The 21,816-nt window shown below is 37.6% G+C and carries 19 protein-coding genes; 5 read left to right on the forward strand and 14 right to left on the reverse strand.

The features are described from left to right. Positions 1-333: 333 nt before the first annotated feature. Entirely contained in the window at positions 334-636 is a 303-nt protein-coding gene (locus tag ATE49_RS16075) for a hypothetical protein (protein ID WP_034871759.1), read from the forward strand. A gap of 262 nt (positions 637-898) precedes the next feature. Here ATE49_RS16075 and scpA read toward each other — a convergent pair whose 3' ends face one another. From scpA to ATE49_RS16100, 5 genes are all read right to left on the reverse strand, one after another. Continuing rightward, a complete protein-coding gene (scpA, locus tag ATE49_RS16085; RefSeq protein ID WP_034871761.1) occupies positions 899-3,022 on the reverse strand; it encodes a methylmalonyl-CoA mutase in 2,124 nt (707 codons plus the stop codon). Between the two features lie 431 nt (positions 3,023-3,453). After that, positions 3,454-3,612: a hypothetical protein gene (locus ATE49_RS20400; RefSeq protein WP_169817119.1), complete on the reverse strand. Its 159-nt coding sequence runs from the start codon at positions 3,610-3,612 to the stop codon at positions 3,454-3,456. A gap of 134 nt (positions 3,613-3,746) precedes the next feature. Next, complete coding sequence (prfA, locus tag ATE49_RS16090; RefSeq protein ID WP_024567866.1) at positions 3,747-4,832, reverse strand: peptide chain release factor 1; 1,086 nt, start codon at positions 4,830-4,832, stop codon at positions 3,747-3,749. A 138-nt stretch (positions 4,833-4,970) separates the two neighbouring features. Beyond that, positions 4,971-5,246 carry a hypothetical protein gene (locus ATE49_RS16095; protein WP_034871762.1) on the reverse strand — a complete coding sequence of 92 codons (276 nt, stop codon included), beginning with the start codon at positions 5,244-5,246 and terminating at the stop codon, positions 4,971-4,973. Between the two features lie 95 nt (positions 5,247-5,341). Then, positions 5,342-6,949 carry a fumarate hydratase gene (locus tag ATE49_RS16100; RefSeq protein WP_045182908.1) on the reverse strand — a complete coding sequence of 536 codons (1,608 nt, stop codon included), beginning with the start codon at positions 6,947-6,949 and terminating at the stop codon, positions 5,342-5,344. A gap of 194 nt (positions 6,950-7,143) precedes the next feature. On the opposite strand from ATE49_RS16100, the gene ATE49_RS16105 reads away from it, so the two are divergent. The 4 genes from ATE49_RS16105 (at position 7,144) to ATE49_RS16120 (ending at position 11,184) form a co-directional block, all read left to right on the forward strand. Beyond that, positions 7,144-7,731: a TetR/AcrR family transcriptional regulator gene (locus ATE49_RS16105; protein ID WP_045182907.1), complete on the forward strand. Its 588-nt coding sequence runs from the start codon at positions 7,144-7,146 to the stop codon at positions 7,729-7,731. A gap of 57 nt (positions 7,732-7,788) precedes the next feature. Further along, the gene (locus tag ATE49_RS16110; RefSeq protein WP_065082948.1) at positions 7,789-8,781 is read left to right on the forward strand and encodes a ketoacyl-ACP synthase III; all 993 of its coding nucleotides are present in this window, start codon (positions 7,789-7,791) and stop codon (positions 8,779-8,781) included. Positions 8,782-8,892: 111 nt separating this feature from the next. Further along, a complete protein-coding gene (gene fumC, locus ATE49_RS16115) occupies positions 8,893-10,287 on the forward strand; it encodes a class II fumarate hydratase (protein WP_065082949.1) in 1,395 nt (464 codons plus the stop codon). 30 nt (positions 10,288-10,317) lie between these two features. After that, complete coding sequence (locus ATE49_RS16120; protein ID WP_065082950.1) at positions 10,318-11,184, forward strand: AadS family aminoglycoside 6-adenylyltransferase; 867 nt, start codon at positions 10,318-10,320, stop codon at positions 11,182-11,184. Positions 11,185-11,280: 96 nt separating this feature from the next. On the opposite strand, the gene ATE49_RS16125 is transcribed toward ATE49_RS16120, so the two are convergent. From ATE49_RS16125 to ATE49_RS16165, 9 genes are all read right to left on the reverse strand, one after another. Next, positions 11,281-11,988, reverse strand: a complete 708-nt coding sequence (locus tag ATE49_RS16125) for an ABC transporter ATP-binding protein (RefSeq protein WP_034871768.1) — start codon at positions 11,986-11,988, stop codon at positions 11,281-11,283. A gap of 53 nt (positions 11,989-12,041) precedes the next feature. Beyond that, on the reverse strand, positions 12,042-13,511 hold the full coding sequence (locus tag ATE49_RS16130; RefSeq protein ID WP_034871769.1) for a DUF5687 family protein: 1,470 nt from the start codon (positions 13,509-13,511) through the stop codon (positions 12,042-12,044). 53 nt (positions 13,512-13,564) lie between these two features. Further along, positions 13,565-14,512, reverse strand: a complete 948-nt coding sequence (locus tag ATE49_RS16135; protein WP_045182899.1) for a M20/M25/M40 family metallo-hydrolase — start codon at positions 14,510-14,512, stop codon at positions 13,565-13,567. A 63-nt stretch (positions 14,513-14,575) separates the two neighbouring features. After that, positions 14,576-16,228, reverse strand: coding sequence for a DNA repair protein RecN (gene recN, locus ATE49_RS16140; protein WP_065082951.1), 1,653 nt, complete (start codon positions 16,226-16,228; stop codon positions 14,576-14,578). Between the two features lie 24 nt (positions 16,229-16,252). Beyond that, the gene (gene coaBC / locus ATE49_RS16145) at positions 16,253-17,464 is read right to left on the reverse strand and encodes a bifunctional phosphopantothenoylcysteine decarboxylase/phosphopantothenate--cysteine ligase CoaBC (RefSeq protein WP_065082952.1); all 1,212 of its coding nucleotides are present in this window, start codon (positions 17,462-17,464) and stop codon (positions 16,253-16,255) included. Positions 17,465-17,552: 88 nt separating this feature from the next. Then, positions 17,553-17,876 (reverse strand): DNA-directed RNA polymerase subunit omega, encoded by a 324-nt coding sequence (locus ATE49_RS16150; RefSeq protein WP_009086749.1) that lies wholly within the window; start codon positions 17,874-17,876, stop codon positions 17,553-17,555. A gap of 25 nt (positions 17,877-17,901) precedes the next feature. Next, a complete protein-coding gene (gene bamD, locus ATE49_RS16155) occupies positions 17,902-18,918 on the reverse strand; it encodes an outer membrane protein assembly factor BamD (protein WP_065082953.1) in 1,017 nt (338 codons plus the stop codon). Between the two features lie 177 nt (positions 18,919-19,095). Further along, positions 19,096-20,673, reverse strand: coding sequence for a DHA2 family efflux MFS transporter permease subunit (locus ATE49_RS16160; protein ID WP_065082954.1), 1,578 nt, complete (start codon positions 20,671-20,673; stop codon positions 19,096-19,098). A gap of 53 nt (positions 20,674-20,726) precedes the next feature. Next, the gene (locus ATE49_RS16165) at positions 20,727-21,815 is read right to left on the reverse strand and encodes an HlyD family secretion protein (protein WP_059156049.1); all 1,089 of its coding nucleotides are present in this window, start codon (positions 21,813-21,815) and stop codon (positions 20,727-20,729) included. Between the last annotated feature and the right edge of the window lies 1 nt (position 21,816).

A 21,816-nucleotide genomic window follows, 5' to 3' on the forward strand; every position in this document is an offset into this window, starting at 1 on the left:
GAAATCTCTACGACTTCGGGTTTTGATATTTCATTGTACTGTTATTCTAAGAATGTACCAAACCACGAAGCCTCACCACTACAAGTGGCAATCCTGCTGAAGAGTTTTTCTGAAATCTGAACATTACTTCGTTGTTTTTAAATGGTTAAACTTTATTTTGAGCTGCAAATATATTAATTTTTATAAAAACCAATATATTTTTTTATTGTCAGCTGCTATACTTCTTAATTTTTTATTCAGACTAAATAACAAATGCGTGTCGTACAGGCTTTATCAGGCAATTTTAAGGCTAAAACCTGTACATTTAAATAACTAATTAATAAATAATAAGATATGAAAAAGACACTGATAGCAGGTGGACTAATGTTGTTTATATTTTCATGCAGCACACGGACACAAGGCACCGCCAGTACTGGAAAACCGGTTTACAAGCTAACCGAACAACAATTCGCAGCTGCTAAAAATCTTTTTGAAACCAGATGCGGTAAATGTCATGATCTTCCAAAACCTGAAGATCATACAGCGGAGAAATGGAAGCCTATTATGGATCAGATGGCTCCAAAAGCTAAATTAACCGATGAAGAGAAAAACTGGGTTCTTGCTTATGTAAGCACAAATGCAAAAAAACAGAACTAAAAATAATAAAAGAGCTGCCCTTACTTAGAGCAGCTCTTTTATTTTGATATATTACTTTCTATTCTTTACAAAAGATATCCCGTATACAATAAGAGTTGTCAGTACAAGAAGTATTGCTAAAATTCTCAGCACAAACCCTGACCAATAAAAAATATAAGGAGGATCTAATCCGTAAATATTCTGTAAATAACCTCCGGCTAAATAACAGAGTAAACTTACTAAAATCAGTATTAATAATCTTTTTTTCATATCTGATTATCAATTATTCCGCAGCAATCAGTTTCTCCAGAATCTCACATGCACATTGCGGCAGGTTTGTTCCCGGCCCAAATATATGATCTGCTCCGTTTGCGTATAAGAATTCATAATCCTGTTGTGGGATAACACCGCCTACAACAATGGTAATATCTTCAGCACCTAATTTTTTCAATTCTTCCACTACCTGCGGAACCAGCGTTTTATGCCCTGCAGCAAGTGAGGAAACTCCCAGAATATGAATATCATTTTCCACTGCCTGTTTCGCTACTTCTTCCGGTGTCTGGAATAATGGTGCAACGTCCACATCAAAGCCCATATCTGCAAAAGCTGTAGCTACTACCTTTGCACCCCTGTCGTGACCATCCTGCCCCATTTTCACAACCATTAAACGCGGTCTGCGTCCTTCGTATTCTTCAAACTTTTGCGTCAGCTCAACGGCTTTAGCAAAGTATTCATTTTTAGATGCATTCATAGCGTAAACTCCCTGAATGGTTTTTATTTGTGCTTTATACCTTCCGAATTCCCCTTCCAGAGCATCAGAAATTTCTCCTAAAGTAGCTCTTCTTCTTGCAGCTTCTATACTCAGTGCGAGAAGATTGCCCTTACCCGTTTTTGCACATTCTTTAATCTCATCGAGAATTTGCTCTACGGCCTTATTATCTCTCCCAGATTTTATGCTATTCAGCCTTTCAATCTGTTTCTGGCGTACCAATGAATTATCAATATCCAGAATTTCAAATTGTGGTTGCTTCTGCTGAGTTCTGAAGCTGTTTACTCCGATGATAAATTCTTCACTACTGTCAATCTTTGCCTGCTTTTTAGCAGCTGCCTCCTCAATTCTCATTTTTGGAATTCCGGCTTCAATAGCCTTAGTCATCCCACCTTCTTTCTCTACCTCTTCAATATACTTCATGGCTTCATCAATCATCTGTTGGGTAAGACTTTCTACAAGATAGCTTCCCCCCATTGGATCTACTACATCACATATTTTGCTTTCCTGCTGCAATATAATCTGTGTATTTCTGGCAATTTTAGCAGAATAATCTGTAGGCAAGGCAATAGCCTCATCCAGTGCATTGGTATGCAAAGATTGTGTTCCGCCTAATGCTGAGGACAAAGCTTCTATAGCAGTACGGGTAATATTATTAAACGGTTCTTGTTCTGTCAAGCTCCATCCCGAAGTCTGGGAATGCGTTCTTAGAGCAAGAGATTTTGAATTTTGAGGTTTGAACTGTGCAATCAGCTCGGACCAGATATATCTGGCCGCACGCATTTTGGCAATCTCCATAAAATGATTCATACCAATAGCCCAAAAGAATGATAAGCGTGGGGCAAAATCATCGATATTCATTCCGGCCTGAATTCCGGTTCTTACATACTCTAACCCGTCAGCCAATGTATAAGCCATTTCCAAAACAGGTGTGGCTCCTGCTTCCTGCATGTGGTAGCCTGAAATAGAAATAGAATTGAACTTAGGGATATTTTGTGAAGTATATTCGAATATATCGGCAATAATCTTCATAGAAGGCGCTGGTGGATAGATATAGGTATTCCTTACCATAAACTCTTTCAGAATATCATTCTGGATGGTTCCCGAAAGGAGTTCCTGATTTACTCCTTGCTCTTCTGCGGCTACAATATAAAATGCTAAAATTGGCAGTACAGCACCGTTCATAGTCATGGAAACGGAAATCTGATCCAAAGGAATTTCATTGAAGAGGATCTTCATATCTTCTACCGAATCTATCGCTACTCCGGCTTTTCCAACATCACCAACAACTCTTGTATGATCCGAGTCATATCCTCTGTGCGTTGCAAGATCGAATGCTACAGAAAGGCCTTTTTGACCTGCTGCCAGATTTCTACGGTAAAATGCATTGGATTCTTCTGCAGTAGAGAATCCTGCATATTGCCTGATTGTCCAAGGTTTCTGAACATACATTGTTGTATATGGCCCTCTGAGATAAGGAGCAATCCCTGCCGAATATTCTTTATCAATCAAAGCCCGGGCATCGTCTGCAGAATACGAAGTCTTCATCTGAAGTCCGTCCTTCTCAAAATTATAATTTTCAAATGCTGAAGGCTTAATATCAAAATCAGGTTTCGGCGTCGTTATGGGTCTTCTCATTTCATGAAGTTTATGCCCGTAAATTTAAAAAATATTACCAATACACGTTCAGATTACCGGATATGTTTTACCACTTAATAACTTATTCAAGCCTAAAAGAATCATTTCGCTGAAAGTCAGACAGTAAATCAAAAAAAACGGACTTTTAAGTCCGTTTAAATTTCTTATTCCTCGATAGGAGGGCACAATGGTATTGTTCCATTTAGGCACCTTTGATTGCAATCCCAAGGATATTTTGTTCCATTGATAATACAATAGCCTTGTCTAAATTCTATATTATCCTTTCCACCAAGGATATTACTTAAGTTTTTTCTAGTAATTTTTTTCATATTAAATCTTTATTTGGTGAATTACATAGATACAATATTTTTGTCATATGGCAAAAATATTAGTATCAAGTAAAAAACGGACTCTATAGTCCGTTTAATCTTTTAGTCCTCAGTAAATGGGCATAATGGAATTAATCCGTTTGGACATCTTCTGTTGCATGGCCAAGGGCGTAATTTTCCATCAATAAGGCAATGTCCTTGTTGATCACTAAGATCTCCGCCAACAATACTGCTCAGTTCTTTTCTGTTAATTTTTTTCATAATATATCATATATTGGTGAACTACATAGATACAATATTTCTCCGAATAAAAAAAATAACATACTTAAGTATAAATTGAATACAAAAAAAGCGGGCTTCAAAGCCCACTTAATCTTTATTCGAAAAGTATATTTTTAGAAGCCTTCTTCTTCTCCTTTCATTTTTTCAGCATTTTCTGCCATGATTACAGCATCGATCATCTCACCAATATCTCCATTCATATAAGCATCAAGGTTATAGATCGATTTATTAATACGGTGATCTGTAACCCTACCCTGAGGATAATTGTAAGTTTTAATCTTAGCAGAACGGTCTCCTGTAGATACCATCGTCTTACGCTGTGCTGCAATATCACCTACCACTTCCTGAAGTTTGATATCATATAGTTTTGCACGAAGCATTTCCATTGCCAATTCACGGTTAGCTAACTGAGAACGAGCCTGCTGACATACAACTACGATTCCTGATGGCTTATGTGTTAACTGTACTTTTGTTTCTACCTTGTTAACGTTCTGTCCACCGGCACCTCCTGAACGGGAAGTCTGCATTTCGATATCTGCAGGGTTAATTTCCACATCCACCTCTTCAGCTTCCGGAAGAACTGCAATAGTAATAGCAGAGGTATGAACACGTCCTTGAGACTCGGTTTCCGGTACACGTTGTACACGGTGAACTCCGGACTCAAACTTCATAATACCATAAACACCTTCCCCTTCAACTTTCATAATCAATTCCTTATAGCCTTTAGTAGCTTCGTTAGAATCGGTTACCTCATGTCTCCAACCTTTGGTTTTAAAGTACATAGAATACATTCTGTAGATATCCTCCACAAAAATAGCAGCCTCGTCTCCACCTGTACCTGCACGTAATTCTACAATGATGTTTTTATCATCAGCAGGATCTTTCGGGATTAGTAATACTTTCAGTTCTTCTTCAAAACCCGGAATTTTTTCCTGAGCTTCAAGCTTCTCCATTTTAGCCAAATCGGACAAATCTTTATCTGATCCGTCAGCAATAATTTCGTCGGACTCTTTTATCGTATCTAAAGCCGATTTGTACTGATCATAAACCTTAACGATTTTCCCCAGATCACTGTATTCTTTATTTAAAGAAGAATATCTTTTCTGATCTGAGATAACATCCGGCTGAATGATCAAATCAGCGACTTCGTTATATCTTTGTTTTATAGCTTCCAGCTTCGGAATTAAACTCTTTGACATAATAGAATTTTAGGCTGCAAAGATACGGATTTTCAGGAGACAAGAAAAAAGTAAAAAACAGCGGATTTTTACATTAAAAAAACAAAAATCCGTTCCTCAGAAGAGGAACGGATTTTCTTTATATAGTTTTGCTTTAAACTAGTGTGCGTGATGTCCATGCGCTGGGCGCTCACCTGCAGGTCTTTGGTAGATTACCTCAACACCTTCCTGCTCATATAGCTTCTTGTATCTTACTTCTTCAGGATCAAAGTTTTTGTTCTTCTTTCCGAAGTATTCTAACAAACCTTCTGTTAACCAAAGCGGAACAATATATGTTGCGAACATAAAGATACACCAGAAACCAGCCAAGAACATTGTAAAGAAATACACTGTCCAAAGGAACTGATAGAATGGATAAAAAGATGATAAAATCATTTCTCAAATATTTTATAGGGCAAAAATAGGTTTTTTTTACTTTTTAGCAAAGGATTTAAACGTCTATTTTTAATTTATACTCATTTTATATAGAACTAGTGGGCAAGGTTTGCGAAGAAATCATTTCCTTTATCATCGGTAATAATGAATGCAGGGAAATCTACTACTTCAATCTTTCTTACGGCCTCCATTCCCAGCTCTTCGAAGTCTACAACCTCAACAGATTTGATGTTTTCTTTTGCCAAAACTGCTGCAGGACCACCAATAGAACCAAGATAGAAACCACCATGTTTTGCGCATGCATCTGTTACATCTTTACTTCTGTTCCCTTTTGCCAGCATTACCATACTTCCGCCGTTTGCCTGGAACTCGTCTACATAAACATCCATTCTTCCTGCCGTTGTTGGGCCAAAGCTTCCTGAAGCCATTCCCTGAGGCGTTTTTGCAGGCCCTGCATAATAGATCGGGTGGTTTTTGAAATATTCCGGCATTGGTTTGCCACTATCTAATAATTCTTTGATCTTAGCATGGGCAATATCTCTTGCTACGATTAAAGTACCATTTAGTTTTAATCTAGTTTTAATCGGGTATTTTGATAGCTCAGCCAATACTTCATTCATTGGTCTGTTCAGATTAATCGTTACGGGTTCTTCCAGATGTGGTGCTGTTTCTGGTAAGAATTTTTCAGGGCTTACTTCTAGTTGCTCAAGGAAAATCCCATCTTTGGTGATTTTTCCTTTGATATTTCTGTCAGCAGAACAAGAAACGCCCATACCAACAGGACAAGAAGCTGCATGGCGAGGTAAACGGATTACACGTACATCGTGTGTAAGATATTTACCACCAAACTGTGCTCCGATAGCACTTTCCTGACAAATCTTTTGTACTCTCTTCTCCCATTCCAAATCACGGAATGCCTGACCACCAATGTTTCCTTCAGTCGGAAGGTTATCATAATATCCTGCACTAGCTTTCTTCACTGCTGCAAGGTTAGCTTCTGCAGACGTACCTCCGATTACTAAAGCCAGGTGATACGGTGGGCATGCCGCTGTACCAAGATCCATGATTCTTTCTTTAACAAATTCTTCCAGAGATTTATCATTCAATAATGATTTTGTCTTCTGGTAAAGGAAGGTCTTATTAGCAGAACCTCCTCCTTTTGCAAGAAATAAGAATTTATAAGCATCTCCTTCTTCTGCATAAATATCAATCTGTGCCGGAAGATTAGATCCAGAATTCTTTTCATCGAACATCGTTAACGGAACTACCTGAGAATATCTAAGATTCTGATTCTGGTAAGTATTATAAATTCCTTTGGAAATCCACTCAGCATCGTTTGCTCCTGTATAAACGTTCTCTCCTTTTTTGGCAACACATATTGCTGTTCCGGTATCCTGGCAAGAAGGAAGTGCCCCCTTTACCGCTACAGATGCATTCTGTAAAAGGTTATAAGCCACAAAGCGGTCATTGTCTGTCGCTTCAGGATCATCGATAATATTTTTAAGCTTCTGTAAATGAGTTGAACGAAGCATGAATGAAACATCTTTTAATGCTTCTTCTGCTAAAAGTTCCAGTCCTTTAGGATCAACAGTTACAATTTCTCTTTCACCTAACTTCTCAACCTTTACATAGTCGGAAGTCAATTTTTTGTATTGTGTGTCGTCTTTTAGAATAGGAAATGGTTCCTGATACTGAAATTCCATTTTTAATATTTTTCTGAAAAATTAGAGTCGTAAAAATAAGAATAATGAAAGCTGTACTATCTCCAACATGAGTAAAATCACTCGATTTTATCGATATTTATAATGGTTATAAATTGGATGAAATCTATTTAGGAAAACCAAACATACCGACTGGTATGTGAAATAAGAAAAGATTTCTATATTTGTAACGTGTTATGAAAGAAACGCCTGAATATATTATTGAAAAGGTAGCTCCTGTATTTAATAAGAAAGGATATACCGCCACTTCATTATCAGAAATTACTAAAGCCACCAGCCTTACTAAAGGGGCTGTATATTTCTATTTTAAGAATAAGGAGGATCTTGCCATTAAAGCTTTTCATTTCAATATAGAGAAGATTATTAAGCCTTTAAGACAAAAGATAGCATCAAAAGAAAACAGCATAGAGAAGCTTAAGGCTATTACTGAATATTTTAGAACCGATTATTTTGATTTTGCAAGAGAAATTGGTGGTTGCCCAATGCTAAATCTTGGTGTAGACGCTCAGTTTAATAATAAAGTACTGTTTGATGAAGCCCAGAAGATATCAAAAATTTTCATCCGGAGTATTTCTGAGATCATCAAGTCTGGTGTTCTTAAAAGGGAAATTAAAGCCCATACAGATGTTGACAAAATATCAATGGTTATTTATGCCATGACAGAGGGAGCCGTATTCATGGCAATTACAAAAGATGATAAAAGCTTTCTGACTCATATGAATGACCATATCGACAGCAGCATTATAGAACAAATACGTATTTAAAAATTTTTTAACCATCAACATACCGATTGGTATGTTATAAAATTTAAAGATAAAATCATGGAAGCAACTATTGAATCGATCGGGATATACATCCCTGAAAACAAAATCACCAATCAGTATTTCGAAGAGATTATTGAAACCAGTGATGAATGGATTACGAGCAGAACTGGTATCAAAACAAGATACTTCATTAAGGAAAATGAGTATACGAGCGATTTATGTATCAAGGCCATTGAAAATCTGGAGAAGGAGTATAAAAAAGGCCTCACAGATATCGATTTCATTATTATAGCAACCAGCACGCCGGATCAGCAATTTCCAAGTGTTGCCAGTAAAATTCAGGACAGATTCAATATTCCGCAGGCGGGTTGTGTTGATATTTCCGCAGGCTGCGCAGGATTTGTATATGGTATTATTATGGCTCAGGGTCTTATAGCTTCTGGCAGTTATAAAAAAATTCTGGTAGCCGGTGCCGAAACATTATCCAAAATTTGTGATTTTACAGACCGAACAACCTGCATTCTTTTTGGCGACGGAGCCGGAGCAGTGATAGTAGAAGCGTCGGAGCAGAAGCAACTTTTCTCTTCAACGACTATCACAGACGGATCATATGGCAAGGAACTCTACAAATCGGAAGGACATGCCTCCATAAACGGAGAAAACGTTGTAAATGACGGAAAAATACACCAAAACGGAAGAACGGTTTTCAAGTGGGCTGTATCCACATTACCTGTAGAAATCCTGAGATTACTGGAAAAGAATAAACTCTCTTTGCAGGATATAACATGGATGATTCCGCATAGTGCCAATATAAGAATACTGGAAAATGTATGTGAAGAGCTTGGGTTTCCAAAAGAAAAATGTCTGCAAAGTGTTACAGACTACGGAAACACTTCTGCAGCGTCTATTCCCATAGCCTGGTATAATGGTATAAAAGACAGAAAACTACAACCAGGAGATCTTATTGTATTGGCCGGTTTTGGTAGTGGCCTTACTTTCTCGGGAATATGTCTTCGGAATCAGATTGCAAATAAACACTTAATACAATAATAATCAATATTATAAACACAAAATTTCGTACAGTATTATTTTATAAATCATGATTATTATCAATTGCATAAAATCTGTTCTTTAGCTAACTTTATAAAAAATTAGATCACAATGATTTACAGAACCGAACACGACACAATGGGCGAGGTAAAGGTACCCGCTGACAAATTTTGGGGAGCACAGACAGAACGTTCCCGAAATAATTTTAAAATCGGACCAGAGGCTTCCATGCCTCATGAAATTATAGAAGCTTTTGCTTATCTGAAGAAGGCTGCAGCTTATGCAAATACAGATCTGAGAGTCCTTCCTTCTGATAAACGGGATATGATTTCTCAGGTTTGTGATGAGATCCTTGAAGGAAAGCTTTTTGATCAGTTTCCGCTTGTGATCTGGCAAACAGGATCAGGTACCCAATCGAATATGAATGTTAACGAGGTTGTTTCCAACAAAGCACATGTAAACAATGGTGGGCAATTGGGAGACAAATCAGAAGTACATCCAAATGATGATGTAAACAAGTCTCAGTCTTCTAACGACACCTATCCTACAGCTATGCATATTGCAGCATATAAAAAGGTTGTAGAACATACTATTCCGGCTGTTGAAACATTAAAGAATACACTAAAAGCAAAATCGGAAGCTTTTAAAAACATCGTAAAGATTGGGAGAACACACCTAATGGATGCTACTCCACTTACGCTGGGGCAGGAATTTTCCGGTTATGTGGCTCAACTGGAATTTGGTTTAAAAGCACTAAAAAATACATTACCGCATTTAGCAGAGCTGGCGCTAGGCGGAACAGCCGTGGGAACAGGGCTAAACACTCCACAGGGCTACGATGTAAAAGTAGCAGAATATATTGCTAAGTTTACCGGACTGCCTTTTATAACTGCGGAAAACAAATTTGAGGCTCTTGCAGCTCATGATGCTATTGTTGAATCCCACGGTGCACTAAAGCAACTTGCTGTATCTTTATTCAAAATAGCACAGGATATCCGTATGCTGGCTTCCGGCCCAAGATCCGGAATCGGAGAAATCTATATCCCGGAAAACGAACCAGGATCTTCTATTATGCCTGGAAAAGTAAATCCAACACAAAATGAAGCTATGACAATGGTTTGTGCACAGGTCTTAGGAAATGACACAACCATTTCATTTGCCGGAACACAGGGAAATTATGAACTGAATGTTTTCAAACCTGTAATGGCCTATAACTTCCTGCAATCAGCACAGCTTATTGCTGATACCTGTATTTCTTTCAACGACCATTGTGCAGTAGGCATCGAACCTAATGAACCACGAATAAAAGAACTGGTAGACAAATCACTGATGTTGGTTACAGCACTGAATACGCATATCGGTTACGAAAATGCTGCTAAAATTGCTAAAACAGCTCACAAAAACGGTACAACACTGAAAGAGGAGGCTATCAATCTGGGACTTGTAACAGCTGAAATGTTTGATGAATGGGTGAAACCAGAGGATATGGTGGGCAGCCTGAAATAAGGTTAATTTGTTTTATCATTCAATAGACTCATGAAAATTCGGGATGAAAAGCTCCGGGAAATAATAGACTGGGCTAATGGAAATGAAGATATCAGGGCAGTTATACTGACCAGCTCTCTTGTAAATCCTTTAGCTCCGGTCGACGATTTCAGTGACCTGGATGTAGAGCTTATATTTGAAGACAACCAAGCTTATATTGCAGATCGTAAATGGCTGAATCTTTTTGGCAAGCCAATTTCTATGATTGAAGAAGATGAAAGCTGTTTCAATGGGATACATGCCATGAAAATGGTTTTGTATGAAGATACTGTAAAGGTGGATTTCAAGCTTTATCGTAAGTCTTCTTTTCTACAGGAAATACAACATGAGGAGCTTCCCGAAGACTGGGACATAGGATATAAAATATTGCTGGATAAAGATGGTATTACCCAAAATATGAAACCTCCGACACATCGGATTTCAATCATCAAAAAACCAGATGAAAAAGATTTTACAAAACTATTCACAGATTTTTGGTGGGACTGTACCTATGTCGCAAAATGTCTGGCGCGCGGAGATATTTTCTATGCTAAATTTGTATCGGAAAATATCCTCAGAACGGAATATCTGGTTCCGCTATTGGAATGGCATATTGCAAATCAGCACAATTGGGACATTACAACCAATAAACACGGAAGGCTTTTCAAAAAATATCTGTCACAAGATCTCTGGTCTAAAACTGAACAAACTTTTTCCGGAAGCAATATTGAAGAAAACTGGAAAGCTCTTTTTAGTATGACAGATATAGCTGGAGAGCTTGGGAAGAATTTAGCAGAAGCGCTCAATTATCCTTATCCTTCAGAGATGGAGAATAATATCAGAACCTATCTGGAAACAGTATATAAATCCTGTAATTAGTTTGTCTTTTTGATTATCCATACAAGACACTAAGGAATAATAAAATTGGCCTCAATAATTTTGAGGCCAATTTTATATCTATTTACAGTTTAAATTTCACGATACAATCTGATCTGCAAAATATTTCTCCAGATCCTGCAATGTCTCCGGATTGGTTTGTATATCTCTTACTACTTCACCTTTATTCAGAATCACAATTCTGTTGCAAACCTCCGTTGTATGGGAAAGGTCGTGACTGGAAATAAGAAATGTAACATTAGCATCCTGTGACCAGTTTCTGATCAGGTTTTTCAGTTTAATCTGTGTAGAAGGATCCAGATTGGCAAAAGGCTCGTCCAATACAATAATTTCCGGATTACCTATCAATGCACCTACAATACCAACTTTCTTCATATTCCCTTTAGAAAGATCCCGGATATATTTTCCGGCATTCAGAATTTCTCCATTAAACAGATCCGAAAATTGCTTCAGAAATTCGTCTACGCTAGCCCTGTTCTGCCCTCTCAATTCTCCCAGAAAATAAAAATACTCTTCTGGTGTAAGATAGCCAATAAGGAAGCTTTCATCTATAAAAGCACTAAGCTTTGTTTTCCAGGCTTCAGATTCGTTAACTTTAATATTATCAATACTGATAAATCCCGATGAAGGAGCTATAAGATCTAATAGTACACTGAATAAAGTAGTTTTTCCGGCACCGTTATTTCCTACCAGTCCGAATGTCTCACCTTTGGGAATGCTAAGCTCATGGATATTTAAAACTTTATTGGCACCGTAAACTTTTGATATATTTTGAATTGAAATCATTTTATTGAATTTGGATATTAATTTATAGTTATTCGTTAAACTGTATAATATTGTTAGTCTACCTTTTTGAAGGCTGCAAGTGTAGAATACTTTTCGGACCTATAGATCTTCACGATCTGATCAAAAATCTTATCTCTTAAAAGGAATCCAATAAGCCCAAGAATACCTAAACTGATTACTGCTGCAGACATTCCGGCAAAGTATTTTACAATCCCGAATACCGCCATCGGAACCAACATCTGCGGGATAATAATGATCAGAATCTTTATATTAAAATTATTTTGTCCTGCAGTGAATCCTTTTGAAGCTGAATTTAAATCAATCGGTTTTTTATTATAGGCACCGGCTAATAAAGTAAGGTAAGAGTTAACACCCAAGTTATACAGACCTGCCGCAAATATGGTGAAATAGAACTCCCAACTTGTGAAGAAAACGTAGAAAGTCGCCAATACCATAGAAACAGCTGTAACAATAACGAAAAGCCACCATTTAGCCTTCAGATACTCTTTATACGGAACATTCTGTGTCATCATCAGTGGATAATAGGAACTATCCCATGCCGGAACTCTTTGTCCGAACATTAAATTGAACCCACCGGTAACAAAAATCCCAAGAAATACCTGCATAAAGCTATGGGAATACCCTTTATTAAAAATAAGCAATCCGTAAAATAAGAACAGAAAACCACCAATAAGTGCACTTCTGGCAGCTTTACTTCTTTTAATAAGTTTAATATCATTATTAATAAAAGTTCCTATAGCACCAAAACGGTTTAGGTATTCAATATTTTCTGTTTTTCCGACCGTCTTCTTCATTTCCAAACCTTTATCCAGATAAAGATTCTGTTTAATAAAGCTAAAAGCCATTTTACCTAAAACAAGAACCAGAAGCAAAGGAATAAAAAACAACCACCATTTCTGATATACAGAATAGATTAGTGTTTCGGAAATATTCAATACATCAATAATCTTGAAATAATGTAATCCGCCTAATACAATAATAACTGCAAAAATGGAATACAACAGTGTATTATTCTTATTGATGAATGTATTGATAAAGGCATTGGAAAAGATAAGTGCTACTACAGAAATAAACACCGCCAGTACCGATAATATACTAAAACCGCCATCCACTAAAAGCAATACTGTAAACGGAAGCATAAACAACAAAAACACCCATGTAAAGAATGACAAAAGAATCTTTACCAGAGTATAGCTTGTAATTTTATTCTTGGGAATATTAAGGGTAAGTAATGGCTTTATATTATTGGCTGGCAGCTGTTGCATGAAATATTTAAGCAACAGATCCAGTACCCAGTATACGAGAAAAAATCTACTGAAAAGGATCAATGGATTGACTCCCTCTTTCCTGGCACCAAAAAATAAGGCAAATGCTCCTCCGAAGAATATTAATGCCATATAGGCGAAGATGAAGAACATACCAATCTTCATCAGGATACCGGCTCCTAACTGCGGACTTCTGAAAAAACTTTTAAATTCCAGACGAATTAGTTTTGCAAACATGTTAATTAGCTTTATCTAATTAGTTCATGATTTGCAAGAAATGTTACAAAAATTTATTTTTTCTGATCTGTATTTCTGAAAGGCATAGAACCCACGTTAAAGCTACCATCAACAACAGCTTTCTCTAGTTCCAGAATACCTTTTAGAGATTCATAATCAACCTTATCGGCATCATCCGTAGGTTTATGATAGTCGTCGTGTCCGCCAGTATGGAAAAACAGAACAGGAATATCTTTTTCATAGAAAGATGTCTGATCCGATCCGCCACGTCCTTCATAGCCCGTATAGAATTTCACAAACTTATTAGGATCTATTTCTTTGAAAATAGTCTCAAATTCTGTTGATGTTCCGTAGCCAATAACAGAAACGCCTCTTTCTTTATTCAACCTTCCAATCATATCCATATTCAGCATCCAAAGCACTTTACTAAGGTCATATGTTGGGTGCTTTACAAAATACCGTGAACCTACCAATCCTAACTCTTCTGCTCCGAAAGCAATAAACAGAAAATTCACTGGCTCTTTTATTTTATTTTGGCTATAAACACGTGCTAATTCCAATAATCCGGCAACACCCGAAGCATTGTCATCTGCACCATTGTGTATCATACCATAGCTGTCTTTTGCCAAAGAGCTTCCCTGTTTTCCTTCTCCAAGATGGTCATAGTGAGCCCCAATAACAACGGTTTTAGCCGCATTATTATCTAAAAAGCCAATCACATTTCTGGCAGGTCGGATGCTATCGGTAACTTTAACTTTTCTGACTTTAGCCTCAAAGTCCTGATAATAACCATTTACTCCTAAAGGCTCCAGTTTATATTTTTTAAATTGTGAAGTGATGTATTTTGCGGCTTCTTGATTTTGTTTGCTCCCTGTTCCACGGCCCTTCATTCGGTCACTAGCCAAAAAATAAACGTGCTTTTTCAGATTTTTAACTTCAATCTCCTGTGCATAGGAGCATAGTCCTAGTAATAAGAAAGTAAATAGAATAGTATTTTTCATGGGTATTAATTCGTACAAAAATAGAGAAAACCCTGCAACGTTGCCAGTTTTCGGAAAACGAAACTACAGCATCAGTTCTTTTGCCTGTTCTATTGCTGCTTCTGTAATCTTGCTACCACTAAGCAATTGGGCAATTTCCTGTAGCTTTTCGTCCTGATTCAGAGGAATAATGGTAGACTGTGTTTTTCCTCCTACTTCGGATTTCATTACTTTATAATTGTAATCTCCTTTAGCAGCAACCTGAGCCAGGTGGGTGATAACAATAAGCTGCATATCCTGCCCCATCTCATGCATTAATTTTCCAATTTCTTCGGCTACACGTCCGGAAACTCCGGTATCTATTTCGTCCAGAATCAGGGTTGGCAGTTCAGAATTTTCAGCCATAATCTTTTTAACAGCAAGCATTACACGGGATCTTTCTCCTCCAGAAATAGCTGTATGAACAGGTTTCATCGGAAAACCGGTATTAGCTTGAAATAAAAGCTGAATGGTATCACTACCATATTCATTAAATTCAGGATCTTCACTTAAATCTACTTCCATCCTGGCCTTTTCCAAACCAAGGCGCTGTAAAATATGCTGGCTTTTCTCAACAAATATTTTAGCCCCGGACTTTCTGTTTTTAGTAAGTTCCGCTGCTATTTTTTTGAGTTTCGTCTTTTGTTGTTCTATATACAGAAGCTGCTCTTTGATATGCTCCTCAAGATTTTCTGCAAGATTTTGCTCTTTAGCATACTCATCACGGATACTAACAAGTTCTTCCACAGTCTGTACCTGATGCTTGATTAATAAAGTATTTACCAGATTGAGTCTGGTATTAAGCTCTGCAAGAGCTTCAGGATTCATTTGTACTTTTTCAAGTTCGTTTTCACAGGAATCCGCTATGTCTTTTAGTTCAAAATACAAACTCTGGATTCGCTCTGAAAGTTGTTCATAATTCTCAGAATATCCTGTAATCTTTGAAAGTTTTGCTTTAGTTTCGTTCAGAATAGTAAGTACTCCGGCTTCATCCTGCTGCAAAAGCTGATAAGTCTGTGATAACTGTTCTATAATAGTCTCTGCATTTTCTTGTGCAGAAAGTTCATTCTTAAGTTCATCCAGATTCAACTGATCCAGTTGTGCTTCCTCCAGCTCCTGTAAAAGATATTGATGGTAATCTGCCTCTTTATTACCTTCCGCTAAGCGTTTTTCTAACTGCAGAAGCTTGGCTTTTGCCTGTGTATAAATTTTAAATTCCGACTGATAGTCGGCTAATAATTTCTGATTTTTTGCCAGTCCGTCGATTATTCCAAACTGGTATGTTTCTGAAAAAAGATTAGAAGTTTCAAACTGCGAATGAATATCTATAAGTCTTTCAGAAAGCTCTTGCAATACAGATAATGTAACCGGAATATCATTAACAAAAGCTCTCGATTTACCGGCAGGTGCAATTTCTCTGCGTATAAGTGTTTCTTTCTCAAAGTCAAGATCATTATCTTCAAAAAAGCTTTTAAACTTCGCTTCATCCAGTACAAAAGTTCCTTCAACGATACTTTTCTTTTCAGCATCGGCAATTGACTTCAGATCTGCCCTTTCGCCCATCATTAGGCGCAGTGCACCAAGAATAATCGATTTACCGGCTCCAGTTTCTCCGGTAATCACCAGTAGCCCCTTATGAAGGTCTACCTCCAGCCTATCGATCAATGCAAAATTCTGAATGAATATTTTAGATAACATTTTTCCTTCGTTTACGCTATTTATTTAGTGTAATTTTTCTTCTACTACGTTTAGGATGTCCTCTGCTACTTCAGTCTTCTTTTTAAGGTCGAATACCTTACTTTCTCCTTCTTTTGTGAAAATACTGATCTTATTGGTATCTCTCTTAAATCCTGCTCCGGAATCCTGAAGTGAATTCAGTATAATAAGATCCAGATTCTTCTGTACCAATTTAGATTTAGCATATTCTACTTCATTTTGAGTTTCCAGTGCAAAACCTACTAATAACTGGTGGCTTTTCTTTTCGCCCATTGTCTTCAGAATATCGGGGTTTTTCACAAGCTCTATCATAAAGTCCTGTTCCTTCTTTTTGATCTTCTGATCCGAATAGTATTTGGGTGTATAATCAGCAACAGCAGCACTCATAATGGCTACATCCACGTTCTCATAATATTCAAATACTTTTTCCAGCATCTCTTTCGCTGAGATTACAGCATGCAATGAAATATCGGGATGAGTAGTATGCAGACTGCTTGGTCCGGTTATGAGAATAACTTCAGCACCTCTGTCTGCAGCGGCCTCTGCCAATGCAAACCCCATTTTTCCGGAAGAATGATTTCCAATAAAACGGACAGGATCTATTGGTTCAAAGGTTGGCCCTGCTGTAATCAGTACTTTCTTGCCTTTCAGCAGAGACTTTGAATTCTCTGTACTAAAGAATTGTTGTAAATGTCTGAATATAGTTTCTGGTTCAGCCATTCTGCCTAACCCCGTAAGACCACTTGCAAGCTCACCTTCTTCAGCCGGAATAATCCGGTTTCCAAAGCCCTCAATCTTTTTCAGATTTTCAGTTGTTGTAGGATGTGCATACATATCCAAATCCATTGCAGGAGCTACAAAAACAGGACATTTAGCTGAAAGATATGTTGCCTGTAAAAGATTGTCACATAATCCTGTAGCCATCTTTGCCAGTGTATTGGCTGTACATGGAGCAATAAGCATTACATCTGCCCATAGTGCTAAATCAACATGATTGTTCCAGGTTCCTTCTGTATTATAAAAATCTGTATATACCGGATTCCTGGATAAGGTTGAAAGACTGAGAGGTGTAACAAACCGGTGTGCATCCTCCGTCATAATCACCTGCACTTCTGCACCGTTTTTCACCAGTTCTCTTATCAGAAAATGGATTTTATAGGCAGCAATACCGCCTGTAACGCCCACTAATACTTTTCTTCCTTGTAAGCTGTTCGCCATGCTGAAAAATTTGAAGTAATAATACGACAAAAAGATGTCTTAAAAAAACATCTTCCTGCCAATATTCATAAAAGTCGTTGTAAAACGCTTAGTTTCTGTCTTCTGTCTTACGGAAATAGATATCACCATCCATCCATTCCTGAACTGCGATTGAAGTTGGTTTTGGTAATCTTTCGTAGTTCTTAGAAATCTCAATTTGTTCTCTGTTTTCAAAAACTTCTTCCAGAGTTGAGTTATGAACAGCAAATTCATCTAATTTTTGGTGAAGTTCTGTTCTGATTTCAGCATTAATCTGCTCCGCTCTTTTACCCATAATTACGATAGCTTCGTAGATGCTACCTACTTTTTCTTCGATCTTATTCTTATCGTAAGTGATGGTGTTTACTGGTGCTTTAGAATCTTTAACGCTCATATCTGATTTACTTTAATTTAAAATTTTAGTTGCTTTTTCTAGGTATTTTGAAAGTAGCTGCCGGAGGTGGTGTATTCAATACAGCCGAATCCTTTTGCAACCCTCTTACCTTATCTTTATATTCTTTTACAGCTTTAGCCTTGCGGTTATTCTCTGCTTTTTTTTCCATTTCAGCAGCTTGTTCAGCTGAAAGTTTTTTAATTCTTGCTTCTCTCTCTGCTCTTCTCTTATCGTATTCTACTTTAAGTTTAGCAAAGTTTTCTTTCTCATGCTCCAGAGACTCTCTTATTTTCACAGCATCTTTACTGTTATCAGAGTTAGGGAACTCACGCTCCACCTGTCTGGTAAAAGAAATAGCATTTTCTATTCTGTCTGATTTCAGATCATAACTAGATAATGTAGCCAATCTTTCTTTAGACCTCATCATATAATTAAAGATCTGTGGACGAAGTTTTGTAGAAGGATAATCTTCCAATACATTTTCAAATGCTATATCTGCAGCTTTATATTCCGCCATTTTATAATACTGACGGGCATTTTCATAAGCTTTGAATTCTAATTTGTAAGACAATTCATCTACAAGCTTAGAAATATTTTTTGATCTTTCCGAACCCGGATAAGTATTCAGGAATTCTTGAAGCTCATTGATTGCAGCAATTGTACTTTCCTGATCAAGATTATAATCTCTTGAATCCTGGTGGTAACAAAGCGCTGACATATAAGCCGCTTCTTCTCTGCGTGGATCTCTCGGGTTATTTACAGTAAAGCTTTTAAACTGGTGCCCTGCTAATTTATAACTTTTGTCATAGTAATTAGCATAAGCCTGTTTGTAGCTCATATCGGCTAACTCATCGGTTCCTGCAAGCAGATTTGGTAATCTGTCGTAAAGCGCTAGAGCCTGCTTCCAATTCTTTTTTTCGTAATATTTGTCAGCTGCTTTAAGAATAACTTCTTTGTCTGCGCTTTTCATTGCGTTGTCAAACTCTTTGTTACAAGAAACAACGATCAATGCAAGAGTAATAAAGGTTAGAATCTTTTTCATAAATATTTCCGGGCTTTACCTAAGGAATCTTTTCCTTATTAGTTTGCCTATTCGATCTGCAAAAATAAGATTTTTTTTACAATAGAATTGTTTTTATGATAGTTTAACAGTATAGTAATCTCTTTTTAAGAAACCACTACACTGTTATTATCTGTTTATTACGATTCCGGCACCTGTTTAGTGTGCTGCATCGGCAGGATTTATCTTTGATTTCCCCTGCTTGATGGAAAGCACAAACGGAATACAAATAAGGAATAGTATACCAAGATACAGGAAAACATCTGCATAGGTCAGTACCATTGCCTGCTTCATCACCTGTCCTTCCAATAGTTTATATGCTCTTCCTAAAGCCTCTTGCGCTGTAGCCCCTTTTGACATCATCATTTGCTGATACATCTGTATTCTTTGCGCAACGACCTCTTTGGTGATATCAACATGGGCCATTAGGTTTACTCTGTGTTTCTGGGAATCTCTCGCTATATATGTGGTAATAATTGCAATACCAAACGAACCACCTAACTGTCTCATCATCCCTGTAAAAGCTGCCCCTTCAGCAATCTCTCTTCCTTTTAAGGATGAAAGAGATAATGTTGTAATCGGTACGAATAACAGTCCTAATCCAACCCCTCTAATTACCAACGGCCAGAAAAACTCGTCCGTAGAGGTATATGGAGTCATCTCATAATACATTGCAAGACTGTATATAAAGAAGATTGCAAATCCCAGCGTAACCAAATATTTCTGTGGCACCCCTTTCTGAAGCAACTTCCCGATAATCGGCATCATAAGTCCAGTCATAATAGATGACGGTACCAATAGCAATCCGGCATCTGTAGCCGTCCATCCAAGGATAGACTGTGTATATATTGGGACAATAAATGTTGACCCATATAAACCAAATCCTAATACAAAGGTTAGTACGGTTCCTACCGCAAGGTTAGTATTCTTCAGTACTCTCAGGTTTACAATAGGATATTTTGCTGTTAGCTCCCTCCATAAAAAGAAGATTGCAGACAATACAGTAACGATACTCAGAATCAGAATAATCTTATCATTGAACCAGTCATCTTGCTGACCATGCTCTAAAACGTACTGTAGAGATCCTACAGATGTAGAAAGTAATATAATCCCCCACCAGTCTACCTCACTCGGTTTACGTTTCTCACCATATCTTGGACTTTTCACAAAGTTCATTGCCAGCAATGCTGCAATTATCCCAAGCGGAATGTTGATATAGAAAATATATGGCCATGAAAAATTATCTACAATATATCCTCCTAATGGCGGTCCTAATGTAGGTCCTACAATAACTCCCATACCATAAATGGCCTGAGCCATACCTCTTTTCTCCACCGGGAAAATTTCGGTAATAATGGTTTGCGAGGTTACCAGTAAGGCTCCACCACCAAGTCCCTGTATAAATCTGAAGATAATAAGCTCTGCCATTGAGGTTGAATTTCCACAAAGGAAAGATGCTGCGGTAAAGATAATGATGGAAGCTACAAAGTAATTTCTTCTACCAAACTGCTGAGAAAGCCATGCCGTCATGGGTACCATAATTACGTTTGCAATAGCATAAGCCGTAACTACCCAGGCAACATCTTCCAGTGTTACTCCCAGACTCCCTTTCATAGAGTCCAAAGCCACGTTCACAATGGTAGTATCTACGATTTCCAGAAGGGCACACAATACCGCCATTAAAACGATAATACCCCTTCTAAAACCATATTCTACCAGAGAATCCGGATTTTCCATTAATCAATTAAGGTATTTAGAACGGAGAAATCTCCGTTTCTTTTATTTATAAATTATTTAGTAGTCACATCAACATCCAGATTCATTCCCGGACGAAGATATTTCAGCATAGGATCTTTCGGGTTTACAAACTCGATAGATACCGGTAGTCTTTGTACCACTTTTACAAAGTTTCCTGAAGCGTTATCCGGAGGTAAAAGTGAGAACTGAGCTCCTGTTGCCGGAGAGAAAGAGCTTACCTTGGCTTCAAATTTATGCTGTGGATAAGCATCCGCTTTAATTTCCACTTTCTGTCCGATTCTTATTTTTTCTAACTGCGTTTCTTTGAAGTTAGCTACAACCCAGATATGTTCGTCTACAATGTTAAATAACTGCTGACCAGGGTTAAGCAACTGCCCCTGTTGTAAATCTACTCTTGAAACAAAACCTGAAACCGGTGCTGTAATCACAGTATAAGAAAGGTTGATTTTTGCAGCCTCTAAAGACGCTTTGCTTTTCTCCAGGTTAGCTTTTGCAACAGATACCTGAGATCCCACAGCGTGGCTTTGAGAAATTGTAGCCTGTGTCTGATTTTGAGTAGCCAATCTCTGGCTTTCATATCCTTTTACAGTTGCCTGAGCTTCTAGCATTGCTGTACGAGCCTGCTCAAATTGTTGTTTTGTAATACTGTGATCCTGATAAAGATTGCTGTATCTGTTATAATCCTGTGTTGCCTGCCAAAGTTTAGCCTTTGCAGCATCAATATTAGCGTTCATTGCAGCAACCTGACTATTTGTAATAGGTAATGTAGAAGTAGATGCTTCAGTCTGCGCCTGTGCTGCAGTAATACCGCTTTCAGCCTGAGAAACTCCGGCTCTTGCTTCTTCTACCTTAGTATTGATATCACTTGCATCAAGAATTAAAAGTGTATCTCCTTTTTTCACATATTGGTTATCTTTTACTCTTACCTCTTTTATAAAGGCCTGAATTCGTGGAGTGATAGCCGTTATATTCGTTTCTATCTGCGCATCATCAGTTGTCTGATGCACTTGCGCATGCTGATATTTATAAAATCCAAATGCCCCACCTCCGACAATAAGAACTGCAAGGATGGCGATAAATTTTGAATTAATTTTCTTTTTATTTGGAACTTGTTCAGACATT

Origin of the sequence: Elizabethkingia miricola (assembly GCF_001675285.1) — a bacterium.
Lineage (GTDB): Bacteria > Bacteroidota > Bacteroidia > Flavobacteriales > Weeksellaceae > Elizabethkingia > Elizabethkingia miricola.

What these genes read in the sequence shown, in the direction of transcription:
- ATE49_RS16130 (WP_034871769.1), bottom strand. Translation starts at nt 13,511, where the DNA reads ATGTTTGCAAAACTAATTCGTCTGGAATTTAAAAGTTTTTTCAGAAGT.
- coaBC (WP_065082952.1), bottom strand. Translation starts at nt 17,464, where the DNA reads ATGGCGAACAGCTTACAAGGAAGAAAAGTATTAGTGGGCGTTACAGGC.
- ATE49_RS16110 (WP_065082948.1), top strand. Translation starts at nt 7,789, where the DNA reads ATGGAAGCAACTATTGAATCGATCGGGATATACATCCCTGAAAACAAA.
- fumC (WP_065082949.1), top strand. Translation starts at nt 8,893, where the DNA reads ATGATTTACAGAACCGAACACGACACAATGGGCGAGGTAAAGGTACCC.
- ATE49_RS16135 (WP_045182899.1), bottom strand. Translation starts at nt 14,512, where the DNA reads ATGAAAAATACTATTCTATTTACTTTCTTATTACTAGGACTATGCTCC.
- ATE49_RS16095 (WP_034871762.1), bottom strand. Translation starts at nt 5,246, where the DNA reads ATGATTTTATCATCTTTTTATCCATTCTATCAGTTCCTTTGGACAGTG.
- ATE49_RS16075 (WP_034871759.1), top strand. Translation starts at nt 334, where the DNA reads ATGAAAAAGACACTGATAGCAGGTGGACTAATGTTGTTTATATTTTCA.
- recN (WP_065082951.1), bottom strand. Translation starts at nt 16,228, where the DNA reads ATGTTATCTAAAATATTCATTCAGAATTTTGCATTGATCGATAGGCTG.
- bamD (WP_065082953.1), bottom strand. Translation starts at nt 18,918, where the DNA reads ATGAAAAAGATTCTAACCTTTATTACTCTTGCATTGATCGTTGTTTCT.
- ATE49_RS16165 (WP_059156049.1), bottom strand. Translation starts at nt 21,815, where the DNA reads ATGTCTGAACAAGTTCCAAATAAAAAGAAAATTAATTCAAAATTTATC.
- ATE49_RS16125 (WP_034871768.1), bottom strand. Translation starts at nt 11,988, where the DNA reads ATGATTTCAATTCAAAATATATCAAAAGTTTACGGTGCCAATAAAGTT.
- prfA (WP_024567866.1), bottom strand. Translation starts at nt 4,832, where the DNA reads ATGTCAAAGAGTTTAATTCCGAAGCTGGAAGCTATAAAACAAAGATAT.
- ATE49_RS16150 (WP_009086749.1), bottom strand. Translation starts at nt 17,876, where the DNA reads ATGAGCGTTAAAGATTCTAAAGCACCAGTAAACACCATCACTTACGAT.
- scpA (WP_034871761.1), bottom strand. Translation starts at nt 3,022, where the DNA reads ATGAGAAGACCCATAACGACGCCGAAACCTGATTTTGATATTAAGCCT.
- ATE49_RS16105 (WP_045182907.1), top strand. Translation starts at nt 7,144, where the DNA reads ATGAAAGAAACGCCTGAATATATTATTGAAAAGGTAGCTCCTGTATTT.
- ATE49_RS16120 (WP_065082950.1), top strand. Translation starts at nt 10,318, where the DNA reads ATGAAAATTCGGGATGAAAAGCTCCGGGAAATAATAGACTGGGCTAAT.
- ATE49_RS16160 (WP_065082954.1), bottom strand. Translation starts at nt 20,673, where the DNA reads ATGGAAAATCCGGATTCTCTGGTAGAATATGGTTTTAGAAGGGGTATT.
- ATE49_RS20400 (WP_169817119.1), bottom strand. Translation starts at nt 3,612, where the DNA reads ATGAAAAAAATTAACAGAAAAGAACTGAGCAGTATTGTTGGCGGAGAT.
- ATE49_RS16100 (WP_045182908.1), bottom strand. Translation starts at nt 6,949, where the DNA reads ATGGAATTTCAGTATCAGGAACCATTTCCTATTCTAAAAGACGACACA.